This window comes from Microcoleus sp. Pol12A5 (assembly GCF_036701435.1).
Taxonomy (GTDB): domain Bacteria; phylum Cyanobacteriota; class Cyanobacteriia; order Cyanobacteriales; family Microcoleaceae; genus Microcoleus.
In genome coordinates this window covers 1-12669 of sequence record NZ_JAUBQU010000151.1, presented here as the reverse complement: position 1 = coordinate 12669, position 12669 = coordinate 1, and the positions used below count along the sequence as shown (strand labels likewise).

The window sequence follows — 12669 nt, the reverse complement described above, 5'->3', positions numbered from 1 at the left end:
TTTCTACATAGTCCACTACTCTTTTTCTCAAATCTATGCTGTAAGACATTTTCCCTAACTGGTTAACGATTTTTTTTCATTTTACCTCATTTTTTAAAAGTCTCATACTTATTTGAAATGACTATAAATACGATCGCCTTCGGTACGATAACTAGCTCTCCCCCATCACTAATAATTTGAGTTGAACGCAGCAGAATCTTTTCAACAGTACCTTCAAAGCCTTCTACAATTATCCGATCGCCCCATTGAAACGATTCGTGCAACAGCAACAATATTTTCCCTAAAAAGTATTTGAAGATGTCTGGGAACGCGAAACTAATCCCTACTCAACCAAGTCATAACAAACCAATGATATCTGCCGGACGCCAAGCTGGGAACGCTATCACGCAGGCGCTCAAACTGCCAGCAGCCCAAATGAGAGTGTCAAATAATTCAAGAATGCCACGCTAACACAAAAAATTGAGATCGATCGGCAGACATGAATGTTTGACTCTGACTGTGGGGGTGAGTCCATCGACTTGTTCGCTAATCATTAAAACACAATCAAAATTTAAGATTAGCAGCGCCGACCCCGATCGAGTAAAATCACAACACTTGCCCGCCGATGACTTAATCTGCTAAAACTAACAAAGTTTGATGATTTCTGAGAAATAACATACATGGTTGCTACATCCGTCAAGATTAAACACGAAGTCAAAGACTTGTCCCTCGCCCCCTTGGGAAAGCAACGCATCGAGTGGGCCGGCCGGGAAATGCCCGTTTTGCGGCAAATTCAAGAACGCTTCGCTAAAGAAAAGCCTTTCGCTGGCATTCGCTTGGCTGCTTGCTGCCACGTAACCACAGAAACCGCTCATTTGGCGATCGCCATCAAACTCGGCGGTGGCGACGCCGTACTGATCGCCAGCAACCCCTTGAGCACTCAAGATGACGTAGCGGCTTGCTTAGTTGAAGACTACGGCATTTCCGTCTTCGCCCTCAAAGGAGAAGACGCGGCTACCTACGAACGTCACGTCTACACAGCCTTAGACCACCGCCCCAATATTATCATCGACGACGGCAGCGACGTGGTAGCGGCACTGATCCAGCATCGCCCGAACCAAATTGCCGACTTAATCGGAACTACCGAAGAAACTACCACAGGCATCGTGCGCCTGCGGGCCATGTTGAAAGACGGCGTGCTGACTTTCCCCGCAATGAACGTCAACGACGCCGACACCAAGCACTTCTTTGACAACCGCTACGGCACCGGTCAATCTACCCTAGACGGGATTATCCGCGCTACCAATATTTTGTTAGCAGGTAAAAATATTGTGGTTGCAGGTTACGGTTGGTGCGGCAAAGGCACAGCACTGCGCGCGCGCGGTATGGGTGCTAACGTAATTGTCACCGAAATCGATCCGATTCGGGCGATCGAAGCAGTGATGGACGGTTTCCGCGTCATGCCGATGGATGAAGCAGCAACAATCGGAGATATATTCATTACCGTTACCGGCAACAAACACGTCATTCGTGCCGAACATTTCGAGACAATGAAAGACGGCGCAATTGTTTGCAATTCCGGTCACTTCGACATTGAAATTGACCTCAAATCCCTCGGCGCAAAAAGCACCGACGTGAAAACGGTCCGGTCTTTCACTCAAGAATATCACCTCAATAATGGCAAGTCGATTATTGTGTTGGGTGAAGGCCGTTTGATCAACTTGGCAGCAGCCGAAGGACACCCCAGCGCTGTGATGGATATGAGCTTTGCTAACCAAGCTTTAGCCTGCGAATATCTGGTTACGAACAAAGGCAAACTAGAGCCTGGTATTCACTCAATCCCGGTGGAAGTTGACAAAGAAATTGCCCGTCTCAAATTGGAAGCAATGGGTATTCATATTGATACCTTGACTGCTGAACAAATAGAGTACACAAATTCTTGGACTTCGGGTACTTAATCATCGTTTATCGTTCCCCGACTGTGCCGGGGAATGAATACAACGAGGCTCTGTTTCCCTTATAGGGAGTCGAGGCAGAGCCTCTAGATATGCGTTATTCGGCACAGTCGAGTAACGAGCAATGACTAATGACTAATGACTACGGACTTCTTCTTACCAAATTAGTGAATCAAAATGGTTGAATGGATAACTAACACAATGCAGTCGATGGGGTATCTCGGAATAGGGCTGTTGATGTTTTTAGAAAATCTTTTCCCCCCCATACCCTCAGAATTGATTATGCCCCTGGCAGGATTCACGGTATTCCAGAACAGAATGGAGTTTTCACCGGCCATCGCAGCAGGAGTAATCGGTACAGTTTTGGGGGCGCTTCCCTGGTACTATGCCGGTAAATTATTGAGCGAAGAACGCTTGAGGAATTTAGCCGACAAATACGGCAAGTGGATCACAGTATCGGGCGCTGATATTGACAAAGCAAATAGATGGTTTAACAGACACGGCAACAAAGCCGTGTTTTTGTGTCGCCTAGTACCCGGAGTTCGCACCATAATTTCCCTGCCCGCTGGCATCAATAATATGCCTTTAATTCCTTTTTTAATCTACTCTACAGGCGGCACTCTTTTATGGGTAAGTTTCCTGACTTTTGCCGGATATAAACTCGGGGAAAATTATACACTTGTAGACGATTATCTGGGCCCGGTTTCCAAAATAGTTGTGGTGATTATAGTCATCTGGTGTATTTTGTGGATTGTGAAGAAGAATATGCAAAAAGAATAAAATTTTAGATAAATGCAGACATCCCCAAAAAAATCTGCGTTTATCCGCTGTTATCTGCGGTTAATAATCTATTTATCAAAAATTTATACAAATATTTAGGATTGATTGAGGTTTAGGGAGACAATCGTGGCAAAATAGGGAACATTCCTATCCCCGCCGTTAAGATATGTACGAAAAGATTGTCGCCCCAACAACAGGTTCTAAAATTACTTTCAAAGACGGTTCGCCGATCGTCCCTAATGACCCGATTATTCCCTTCATTCGCGGCGACGGTACCGGGGTTGACTTGTGGCCTGCATCCCAGAAAGTCATGGATGCGGCGGTAGAAAAGGCTTACGGTGGCGATCGAAAAATCAACTGGTTTAAAATCTATGTAGGCGACGAAGCCTGCGATGTCTACGGTACTTACCAATATCTGCCCCAGGATTCCTTAAACGCCATCAAAGAATACGGAGTTGCCATCAAAGGGCCACTGACAACCCCAATCGGGGGCGGCATTCGATCGCTAAACGTAGCTTTGCGGCAAATCTTTGACCTTTACGCCTGCGTGCGACCCTGCAAATATTATGCTGGAACACCATCGCTACACAAAACTCCTGAACTCCTAGATGTAATTATTTACCGGGAAAATACAGAAGATATTTACCTCGGCATTGAATGGGCAAAAGGCAGCGAAATCGGCAAAAAATTGATTGAATTCCTCAATAATGAGTTAATTCCTGCAACACCAGAACATGGCAAAAAACAAATTCGCCTCGATTCGGGAATCGGAATTAAACCCATTAGCAAAACAGGTTCTCAGCGTTTAGTACGACGCGCTATTACCCACGCTTTACGGTTGCCAAAAGAGAAGCAGCAAGTAACTTTAGTGCACAAAGGCAACATCATGAAATACACCGAAGGAGCTTTCCGAGATTGGGGTTATGAATTAGCAACTACCGAATTTCGCGCTCAGTGCGTGACTGAAAGAGAGTCTTGGATTCTTGGCAACAAAGAAAAAAATCCCGACATTAGCTTAGAAGATAATGCCCGCCAAATAGACCCTGGATATGATGCTTTGACGCCAGAAAAACAAGCCAAAATTCGTCAAGAAGTCGCCGATGTTCTGTTTGCAATTTGGGACAGTCACGGCAGTGGTCAGTGGAAAGAAAAAATTATGGTCAACGACCGAATTGCTGATAGTATTTTCCAACAAATTCAAACCAGGCCGGCAGAGTATTCGATTTTGGCGACAATGAATCTGAACGGGGATTATTTATCCGATGCGGCCGCCGCCATTGTCGGCGGATTGGGTATGGGTCCCGGCGCGAATATTGGTGATGAATGTGCAGTTTTTGAGGCAACTCACGGCACTGCACCGAAACACGCCGGTTTGGATAAAGTCAATCCCGGTTCCTTGATTTTGTCCGGGGTGATGATGTTAGAATACCTGGGATGGCAGGAAGCAGCAGACTTGATTAAGAAGGGTTTGGGAGCGGCAATTTCTAACGGTGAAGTTACTTACGATTTGGCGAGGTTGATGGAACCGCCGGTGCCTGAGTTGAAGTGTTCGGAGTTTGCGGAGGCGATTATTAAGCACTTTGCTGATTAGGTTTTAAATATTTTTAACCGCAGAGGAACGCAGATAAGATTGGTAATATCTTTGTCTGTCTGCGGTTAAAAAATTGCTATTTTTGCAGTTCGGGAACAGCCATGCCGCGCTCAACGGCGGGACGGTTCTGCAAGGTTTCTACCCAACGTTTGAGATGGGGGTGGTTGTCGAGGGTTAATCCTTGAAATTCGTAAATAGCAACCCAGGGATAGGTAGCAATGTCGGCGATCGAATAGTCGCCGCAGATGTATTCGTATTTTGCTAGTTGAGTGTCTAATACTCCGTAGAGCCGCAAGGTTTCTTTTTCGTAGCGCCCAATCGCATAGGGAATTTGTTCGGGTGCAAAGCGTTTGAAGTGGTTGAGCTGACCAAACATCGGACCGACGCTGGCCATTTGAAACATCAGCCACTCTATAACTTGAAAGTATTTTTGTTTGTCTGCGGGCAGAAATCTGCCGCTTTTTTCGGCAAGATAGATCAGAATAGCGCCAGACTCGAAGACGGTGATGCCGTTATCTCGATCGACTATCGCCGGAATTTTGCTGTTGGGGTTGATTGCGATGAATTCTGGGCTAAATTGGTCGTTTTTGGTGATGTCGATGACGTGCACGCTGTAGGGTAAACCTATTTCTTCGAGCATGATCGAGACTTTGCGACCGTTCGGTGTGGTAAAAGTGTACAGGTCGATCATAAGTTGTCCGCCTTTTCTCAAGCAGGTATAAACTATATTATAATAATTTAAGGCAAATAGCTAATCAGAATGGATATTATTCAAATTCTCAAAGACGATTATCAAAGATTTCCTCAAAATCAGACTTACAGCATTTACGCCAAAGATGTTTATTTTGAGGATCCGGTGAATCGATTTACAGGAGTCGATCGCTACCGCAAAATGATCGGGTTTATGGGGAATTTTTTTAAAGAAATTAAACTAGACCTGCACGGCATTTCGCGATCGTCCGATCTTATAGAAACTCGCTGGACTTTGAGCTGGCTCGCACCGCTACCTTGGCGACCTAAAATGGCGATCGCTGGTAGGAGCGAACTGAAAGTCAACAGCGACGGTTTAATTGTTTCTCACATTGATTACTGGGACTGTTCGCGGTTGGATGTGATCAAACAGCTTGTATTTCCTCTGAAAACTAATGTTTGATAATTTTTCTTAGGTTTGTTAGCAATAAAAATGGTGTTTCAAGAGCGAGCTCCCTTTTTTAACCGCAGATGTTAGCAGATAAACACAGATGAACGCTGATGGATTTTTATTTGTTGCAATTGATATCTGAGATAAATAATTTTAACTGATCTTGACATTTCAGAAATTTCGTGAGTCACAGGAAAGGCGCTGTGTTCAGTGGCTGCTTGTCGCCCCAATTAATTACCGCACAAAATTAATTTTTGTTACATAACGTTACAATATAAAAGTAAACTACTTTCAGGCGAGCTAAACAATCAATGCGCTTAATATTAATGACTGGAAAAGGCGGCGTCGGCAAAACCTCCGTAGCCGCTGCGACTGGGCTGCGATGTGCCGAATTGGGATACAAAACCTTAGTGCTGAGCACTGATCCCGCTCACTCCTTAGCCGACAGCTTTGACATGGAACTCGGACACGATTCGCGGCTGGTGAAGCCGAATTTGTGGGGAGCAGAATTAGACGCTCTCAGGGAATTAGAAGGCAATTGGGGAGCAGTTAAGCGCTACATTACTCAAGTCTTGCGAGCGCAGGGGCTCGAAGGCGTTCAAGCTGAAGAATTAGCCATCTTGCCAGGAATGGATGAAATCTTCGGTTTAGTGCGAATGAAGCGGCATTATGACGAAGGTGAATTTGATGTTTTAATTATCGATTCTGCCCCAACTGGCACTGCATTGAGACTGCTAAGTTTGCCGGAGGTTGGCGGCTGGTACATGAGAAAATTTTACAAGCCACTGCAAGGCATATCCGCCGCCCTTCGGCCTTTAGTGGAACCTATTTTTAGACCGATTGCGGGTTTTTCTTTACCAGACAAAGAGGTGATGGATGCACCTTACGAATTTTACGAACAAATCGAAGCTTTGGAAAAGGTTTTAACTGACAATACTGTCACTTCGGTAAGGTTAGTTACTAATCCCGAAAAAATGGTAATTAAAGAGTCTCTGCGCGCTCATGCCTATTTGAGTTTGTACAATGTAGCCACAGATTTAGTAGTAGCTAACCGGATTATTCCCGCAGAAGTAACTGACCCATTTTTCAAACGGTGGAAAGAAAGTCAGGAGCAGTACCGTCAGGAAATTCACTCAGATTTCATGCCGCTGCCAGTTAAGGAGGTGCCACTTTATTCTGAAGAAATGTGCGGTTTGGCAGCTTTGGAACGGTTGAAAGAAACGCTTTACAAAGACGAAGACCCCAGTCAAGTTTATTACAAAGAAAATACGATTAAGATCGTGCAGGAAAACAATCAATATAGTCTTGAGCTGTATTTGCCCGGAATTGCTAAAGATCAAATTCAGTTGAGCAAAACGGGAGATGAGTTGAATGTTCGGATTGGAAATCACCGCCGTAATTTGGTGTTGCCCCAAGCTTTAGCGGCGCTGCAACCTTCGGGGGCGAAGATGGAGGATGATTATTTGAAGATTAAGTTTGCTTAACAAGACTTACGCAGGCACGCTATATGTAGTGTACCTGCGTAAGTCCTGTCTCTCTGGAGGGCATTGGGTGCAGTCAATGGACGGTATCAACCATTACCAACTGCGCGATCGAGTATTTCAAAGTCAACTAGATCGACTAACCCATAACCATTCTCAGAGAACCGATATTCTCCGCGTTCTAGTGCATCTGCAAAAATCTCCAGATAAACTCTAAAACTAGGTGCAATAAGCCCTCTAGTAGCCTCCTGCCACTCTACAATAATGACTTGTCCAACATTTCCGGCTGCTGCTGGGGCTAAATCTACGCATTCGCAAGCACCATTGCTTTCGTTTGTGAATGGAATCCAATTCGGGTTCCACCAACCGTTCCAGATTCATTCAAAAATGTCGTCGCGATCGCACATTGGTAACAAGTTAAGCTTGTATGCCAGTTGTCAAGGGGAGTTCAGCAGAAGTATCAAAGAAATATTGATTTTGGTCTCGCTATCGAGCGGGTAAAGGGGCAACAATTAACTTAACATTGGGCTTTCGTTGAGACTTAACAATACCTAAATCTCGATTTTCTCTTCAAGACTAAATACTTGATAGGGTCAGTTGTCTTACCTTGTTGGCGGGCTACATAAAAATGGTAAAGACCCCGGTAAATCATTTCTAATGAAATCGAATCTATTGGTAAAGAGAGTCGATCGGAAACGGCCTCACCTAAATCTACTAAGATTGCATAAAATATCCAAGTTCCCCAAATTTGAAGCTGAATGCCGTTAAGAGAACCCGTCCACAAATAACTTAATCCCAAGAGTATTTTTACGGTATTAAAAGCTTCTTCAATTCTCCACCGCCTGCGATATAAGTCTGCTACGACTTAGGGTGGTAAAACTTGAGGATCTAGTACGCTTGTCAAATAAGAATGCCAGGTTTTACCCGAACGAACTTCTATCAGACGCAAGGTAATAAATGGAGTTTTTGCTGTTCCTGAACCCAAACGTACCCGACTATCTTTCAGGTCATAACTTTTGGTAAATACTTGCTGTACTTGAATTGCTGCTGCTTTTTTCAAACGAGTAATGAGCGTGAAGCTCTCGTTCAATTAATTTGAGCCAAAAGCTAAAATGATAAAATCCTCTATCCAGTAAGAGTAAGGTTTTAGTTGGCACCAATTGCAGGATATTTTCTTCAAGCTTAACATCAGAAGCTCTCGGGTTTTCTAGGAACCAAATCTCAACAGGAAGCCGGGTCATTAAATCTATGACTGTTGCCATTTTTCCTGCCAACTGCCCTGTGGGTATATCTTCCAAGCTTTTGAGCTTGCAAAATAATGCTTCGAGGGTTGAACTATCTACTATCCAAATTCTTGAAAAATTTCTTAAGGCAAATTGAATGCTTTCTGGTAGGGGTCGTTGGTTTCTCTGGTGCCAAGCATTTTTTAAACTCGGCAATAAATTTTTGAATACTCCCTCAAATAATGCGGCGAGAAAACTTAAAAATCTTTGAGACATTGCTTGTTGAGTGACTGTCGTAGGTCGGCACCACAAAAAACCTTCTCTTGCCAGCATTCTTGTAAGTTCTGTTACTCCCGCTACATCTCGCCATAGCAGGGTTAATACCGCTGCTACCATCAACGGCAGGTTAAGAATTCTCAGCGAATAAACCTAGTTGACGGTAGTAGTTTTCTTGTGAGACGATCGCGGGTGTTAATAATGCCGATAGTTGCGAGGCAATCGCTTCATCTTCCACCATCGGTTTTGTGGTTTTTTTGGCGTGGTCACGGTTGGTTTTTTGACTTTTAGCCATATTTACAAACCTACACAATCGCTCAATTATTTGTCCATTATATCGTTCGATCGTACCAACGCTCGCAATTGATCGTGCTAGACCCAACGCTCGAAAGTGCACGGCTGTGGTGCAACTATTATCTCGCGCCGGTCACTATTATCGATCGTCCGCCATTATTATCGATCGCAATCCCACACCAATCGAGCCAACAACTTATTAATAATGATAATCGTCCTAGGCCTGGGAGAGTCCGCCTGCGGCGGACTCTCCCACCCTTACCCCAGGTTTGATTATCATTATTATCCCCTTATATTTATGCACAAAGGGGTATTGACAAAATCTACTCCTTTCTAATTTGTTACCAATGGCTTCTCCCTAATCTATGGATATTGCCGAAGTTTTGACACTGGCAGATGAGCTAATTTTTGCTAAGACGGGAAAGCATTTAGATTACGTGCAAGAAGCGATTCTGCAGGGAACTTTACAAGACACAACTTACACGCAAATTGCTCAAGAAGTTTACTCAAGTCCAACTCATGTCAGAAATGTCGGTTCACAACTTTGGAAAATACTTTCTAAAGAATTAGGAAAAAATATTACTAAAGCAAATTTTACGACTGTATTAGAGAAGGGTAAAATTTATAATTATCAATCAGCAATTGTTGAAAATATAACAGGCGAGAGTATAACAGTTAATAATAAGCTTAACATTTGTCGTGAAAAAGCCCGATCGCCCAAAACACCTCAAAACCCCTAACCAACAGCAAAACAGCCCCACATCGACTTAGACGACGCACCAGAAATCTCGACATTTTACGATCGCACATCCAAACTTTCCACCCTCAAACAATGGATTTTGGAAAACCGCACCCGTCTCATCAGCATCTTAGGATTAAGCGGAAGTGGCAAAAGTGCGATCGCACTGCAACTAATCCAACACGTTCAATATGAATTCGACTGTATAATCTGGCGAAGCCTCCGCCACGCGCCACCCCTCCAAACACTCGAAACCGACTTAATTCAATTCTGTAGGGGCGGTGCCCCCGTGCCCGCCCCCGAAGAAAGGGCAACCACCGGGGGATTGCCCCTACAATATTTACGATCGCATCGCTGTCTGATCATCCTCGATGACGTACAAACAATTTTCAGCAGCCAACAACTAGCAGGAAACTATCAACCAGGATATGAAAATTACGGCACTTTCTTCAAACAAATAGCAGAATCATGCCACAAGAGTTGCATAATCTTGATTGGTTGGGAAAAACCCAGAGAAATTGCAGCCTTAGAAAGCCACCCGAAAATTTGTCAAACATTGCAACTCAATGGTTCAGGCGAACCAGCGCGAGAAATATTCACATAAAAAGGTTTAGTTGAATCGGAAAACCGATCAAAATTGATAGACCTTTACCGAGGAAATCCCTTGTGGTTAAATACCGTATGCGCTGCAATTCAAGACTTATTTAGTGGCAATATTTCTGAATTTTTATCCTATAATAGCCTAGTTTTAGGAGACTTAGAATATTTATTGCACAAATATTTTCAGCGCTTGTCAGACTCCGAAAAACAAGTAATGTCCTGGTTGGCAAATCAAATCAAAGCAGTCGAAATCTCCAAAAAGCCAGCCCTCCTGGAATTATCCCCTTCTGAATTCCTCAAAGCCGTCGAATCCTTGAGACGGAGGTTATTAATCGAAAAAGTTCAAAAAGGCGATCGCACTCTCTTCCAACTCCAACCAGCTATCGCAGAATATGTAAAAAGTCACATCTTATAGCAGTTTTAGGAACAGGCATCTTGCCTGTTCCACAATAGATGAAGTTTAGGGCAATAGTTTTAGTAACAGGCAAGATGCCTGTCCTACAATAGATGAATTTTGCGGCAGCAGTTTTAATAACAGGCAAGATGCCTGTTCCACAATATATGAATTTTCTTGTGGGGTGGGCTTCTAGCCTGCCCTGAAAGGATTATTCAAAAATTAGCAAAACATTAATCCAAACATCCGCATTTAGCCTTAAAATTAAAAAGACTGACTAGCCAACAATGCCCTATGTTTGAAGCCCTCGCCGATCGACTCGAATCCACCTGGAAAAAACTGCGCGGACAGAATAAAATTTCCGAGTCCAACATTCAAGACGCCCTCAAAGAAGTCCGCCGCGCCCTCCTGGAAGCCGATGTCAACCTCCAAGTCGTCAAAAACTTCATCTCAGAGGTAGCGGCAAAAGCACAAGGCGCAGAAGTCGTCTCAGGCGTCCGTCCCGACCAACAATTCATCAAAATTGTCCACGACGAACTCGTGCGCGTCATGGGGGAAACCAACGTACCCCTCGCCACCGCCGAATCCGGGCCCACAGTCGTGCTCATGGCCGGTTTGCAAGGAACCGGGAAAACCACAGCTACCGCCAAACTAGCGCTGCACCTCCGCAAGCAAAATCGTACCGCACTGCTAGTCGCAACCGACATTTATCGACCTGCGGCGATCGACCAATTGCTAACCCTGGGCAAACAAATCGACGTACCAGTATTTGAATTAGGCAAAGACATTGACCCCGTAGAAATTGCCCGCCAAGGCATCGAACACGGCAAACAAATTGGCATCGATACCATCATCGTCGATACAGCAGGCCGCCTGCAAATCGACCAAGACATGATGGCAGAATTGGGTCGCATCAAACAAACAGTACAACCCCACGAAACGCTGTTAGTTGTTGATGCCATGACCGGCCAAGAAGCAGCAAATTTAACCCGCACCTTTCACGAACAAATCGGCATTACCGGTGCAATTTTAACCAAATTAGACGGCGACAGCCGGGGCGGTGCAGCTTTATCAGTGCGGCAAATATCCGGCGCGCCGATTAAATTTGTCGGCGTAGGCGAAAAAGTGGAAGCCTTGCAACCATTTTATCCCGATCGCATGGCATCGAGAATACTCGGAATGGGCGATGTCTTGACGCTAGTAGAAAAAGCGCAAGAAGAATTCGACATCGCCGACGCCGAAAAAATGCAAGAGAAAATGCTCACGGCAAAGTTTGACTTTACCGACTTTCTCAAACAAACCAGACTGTTAAAAAATATGGGTTCCCTCGGCGGCATCATGAAAATGATTCCGGGGATGAACAAACTCTCAGATGAACAAATGCGGCAGGGAGAAGTGCAGCTAAAACGCACCGAAGCCATGATCAATTCCATGACAGTCGAAGAACGCCGTAATCCCGAACTTTTAGCAAGTTCTCCATCCCGTCGCCGCCGCATCGGCAAAGGCGCAGGCTACGCTGAAAACGACGTGACTAAGCTGGTCAGCGATTTCCAGAAAATGCGTACAATGATGCAGCAAATGAGTCAAGGCAACTTTACAGGAATGGGAGGATTGCCGGGAATGCCCGGAATGCCGGGAATGGGCGGCCCCGGAATGCAGCCCGGTTCCCGCGGCTATATGGGGGCGCAGCAGAAGAAGAAAAAGAAAAAAGATAAGCCTAAAAAAGGTTTCGGACAGTTGTAGAAAGCGTCAAACATATTGCATCATTGTCAAAAAGTTGTAGATACTGTCTTGACCTGTCAATGGGTAGCGTTCAAATAATTGGGGTCCATTCGGCTTTTGGGATTTTAAAATGCCAAAAGCCAAATGAACCAGTTTCCTCATCAAGGTCCCAATTACCTGCATTTTGACCTTTCCACGACCCAACAATCGTTCACTCATAGCTTTGATTAACAGGTTGTGACGCATGGCCACGACTGCTGATAGCTGGGGGGGTGATAAAGAGGTTTAGGAGATAGACGCAATAAGGGTGGCAGCCCGTATACCCAGGGCGAACGCATCTAAATTTTATGTTAACATAATCTGGTATATTGGAGGAGAATTCTTGAGTATCTAAAAAACATTTAATTAGAGTTTACCTGTATGAAACTCAAACCTAAAATCACCATCGCCGACCATTTTGCCGACTTAGAAGATCCCAGAATTGAGCGAACGAA

At 44.6% G+C, this 12669-nt stretch carries 12 protein-coding genes and 2 pseudogenes; 10 read left to right on the top strand and 4 right to left on the bottom strand.

Features of this window, described 5'->3' with window-relative positions:
- Positions 1 to 86 precede the first annotated feature (86 nt).
- Positions 87 to 299 carry a mechanosensitive ion channel domain-containing protein gene (locus QUA45_RS25440; RefSeq protein WP_333099333.1) on the bottom strand — a complete coding sequence of 71 codons (213 nt, stop codon included), beginning with the start codon at positions 297 to 299 and terminating at the stop codon, positions 87 to 89.
- A gap of 360 nt (positions 300 to 659) precedes the next feature.
- Here QUA45_RS25440 and ahcY point away from each other — a divergent pair, with 360 nt between their 5' ends.
- From ahcY to QUA45_RS25425, 3 genes are all read left to right on the top strand, one after another.
- Positions 660 to 1937 (top strand): adenosylhomocysteinase, encoded by a 1278-nt coding sequence (gene ahcY, locus QUA45_RS25435; RefSeq protein ID WP_333099290.1) that lies wholly within the window; start codon positions 660 to 662, stop codon positions 1935 to 1937.
- A 174-nt stretch (positions 1938 to 2111) separates the two neighbouring features.
- Positions 2112 to 2714, top strand: coding sequence for a DedA family protein (locus QUA45_RS25430; RefSeq protein WP_333099289.1), 603 nt, complete (start codon positions 2112 to 2114; stop codon positions 2712 to 2714).
- A 166-nt stretch (positions 2715 to 2880) separates the two neighbouring features.
- Entirely contained in the window at positions 2881 to 4305 is a 1425-nt protein-coding gene (locus QUA45_RS25425; protein ID WP_333099288.1) for an NADP-dependent isocitrate dehydrogenase, read from the top strand.
- 76 nt (positions 4306 to 4381) lie between these two features.
- Here QUA45_RS25425 and QUA45_RS25420 read toward each other — a convergent pair whose 3' ends face one another.
- Complete coding sequence (locus QUA45_RS25420; protein ID WP_333099286.1) at positions 4382 to 4996, bottom strand: glutathione S-transferase N-terminal domain-containing protein; 615 nt, start codon at positions 4994 to 4996, stop codon at positions 4382 to 4384.
- A 69-nt stretch (positions 4997 to 5065) separates the two neighbouring features.
- Between QUA45_RS25420 and QUA45_RS25415 the strand changes: the two genes are divergently transcribed.
- The 3 genes from QUA45_RS25415 (at position 5066) to QUA45_RS25405 (ending at position 7144) form a co-directional block, all read left to right on the top strand.
- Entirely contained in the window at positions 5066 to 5458 is a 393-nt protein-coding gene (locus tag QUA45_RS25415) for a DUF2358 domain-containing protein (RefSeq protein WP_333222504.1), read from the top strand.
- A 299-nt stretch (positions 5459 to 5757) separates the two neighbouring features.
- Positions 5758 to 6930, top strand: a complete 1173-nt coding sequence (locus QUA45_RS25410; protein ID WP_172188640.1) for a TRC40/GET3/ArsA family transport-energizing ATPase — start codon at positions 5758 to 5760, stop codon at positions 6928 to 6930.
- Positions 6923 to 7144 (top strand): hypothetical protein, encoded by a 222-nt coding sequence (locus QUA45_RS25405; protein ID WP_333099283.1) that lies wholly within the window; start codon positions 6923 to 6925, stop codon positions 7142 to 7144. Before QUA45_RS25410 ends, QUA45_RS25405 begins: the two co-directional genes overlap by 8 nt.
- Positions 7145 to 7187: 43 nt before the next feature.
- Here QUA45_RS25405 and QUA45_RS29285 read toward each other — a convergent pair.
- Both QUA45_RS29285 and QUA45_RS25400 read right to left on the bottom strand, forming a co-directional pair.
- A pseudogene (locus QUA45_RS29285) lies at positions 7188 to 7274 on the bottom strand (hypothetical protein); the annotation flags it as partial.
- Between the two features lie 70 nt (positions 7275 to 7344).
- Positions 7345 to 8667: pseudogene (locus tag QUA45_RS25400) on the bottom strand (IS4 family transposase).
- 418 nt (positions 8668 to 9085) lie between these two features.
- On the opposite strand from QUA45_RS25400, the gene QUA45_RS25395 reads away from it, so the two are divergent.
- The 4 genes from QUA45_RS25395 (at position 9086) to ffh (ending at position 12196) form a co-directional block, all read left to right on the top strand.
- On the top strand, positions 9086 to 9460 hold the full coding sequence (locus QUA45_RS25395) for a hypothetical protein (protein ID WP_333099282.1): 375 nt from the start codon (positions 9086 to 9088) through the stop codon (positions 9458 to 9460).
- 21 nt (positions 9461 to 9481) lie between these two features.
- Entirely contained in the window at positions 9482 to 10063 is a 582-nt protein-coding gene (locus tag QUA45_RS25390; RefSeq protein ID WP_333222507.1) for an NB-ARC domain-containing protein, read from the top strand.
- 33 nt (positions 10064 to 10096) lie between these two features.
- Positions 10097 to 10474 carry a hypothetical protein gene (locus QUA45_RS25385; protein WP_333222502.1) on the top strand — a complete coding sequence of 126 codons (378 nt, stop codon included), beginning with the start codon at positions 10097 to 10099 and terminating at the stop codon, positions 10472 to 10474.
- 273 nt (positions 10475 to 10747) lie between these two features.
- Positions 10748 to 12196 carry a signal recognition particle protein gene (ffh, locus tag QUA45_RS25380; protein WP_333099279.1) on the top strand — a complete coding sequence of 483 codons (1449 nt, stop codon included), beginning with the start codon at positions 10748 to 10750 and terminating at the stop codon, positions 12194 to 12196.
- Positions 12197 to 12669 lie beyond the last annotated feature (473 nt).

What these genes read in the sequence shown, in the direction of transcription:
- ffh (WP_333099279.1), top strand. Translation starts at nt 10,748, where the DNA reads ATGTTTGAAGCCCTCGCCGATCGACTCGAATCCACCTGGAAAAAACTG.
- QUA45_RS25410 (WP_172188640.1), top strand. Translation starts at nt 5,758, where the DNA reads ATGCGCTTAATATTAATGACTGGAAAAGGCGGCGTCGGCAAAACCTCC.
- QUA45_RS25430 (WP_333099289.1), top strand. Translation starts at nt 2,112, where the DNA reads ATGGTTGAATGGATAACTAACACAATGCAGTCGATGGGGTATCTCGGA.
- ahcY (WP_333099290.1), top strand. Translation starts at nt 660, where the DNA reads ATGGTTGCTACATCCGTCAAGATTAAACACGAAGTCAAAGACTTGTCC.
- QUA45_RS25415 (WP_333222504.1), top strand. Translation starts at nt 5,066, where the DNA reads ATGGATATTATTCAAATTCTCAAAGACGATTATCAAAGATTTCCTCAA.
- QUA45_RS25395 (WP_333099282.1), top strand. Translation starts at nt 9,086, where the DNA reads ATGGATATTGCCGAAGTTTTGACACTGGCAGATGAGCTAATTTTTGCT.
- QUA45_RS25420 (WP_333099286.1), bottom strand. Translation starts at nt 4,996, where the DNA reads ATGATCGACCTGTACACTTTTACCACACCGAACGGTCGCAAAGTCTCG.
- QUA45_RS25425 (WP_333099288.1), top strand. Translation starts at nt 2,881, where the DNA reads ATGTACGAAAAGATTGTCGCCCCAACAACAGGTTCTAAAATTACTTTC.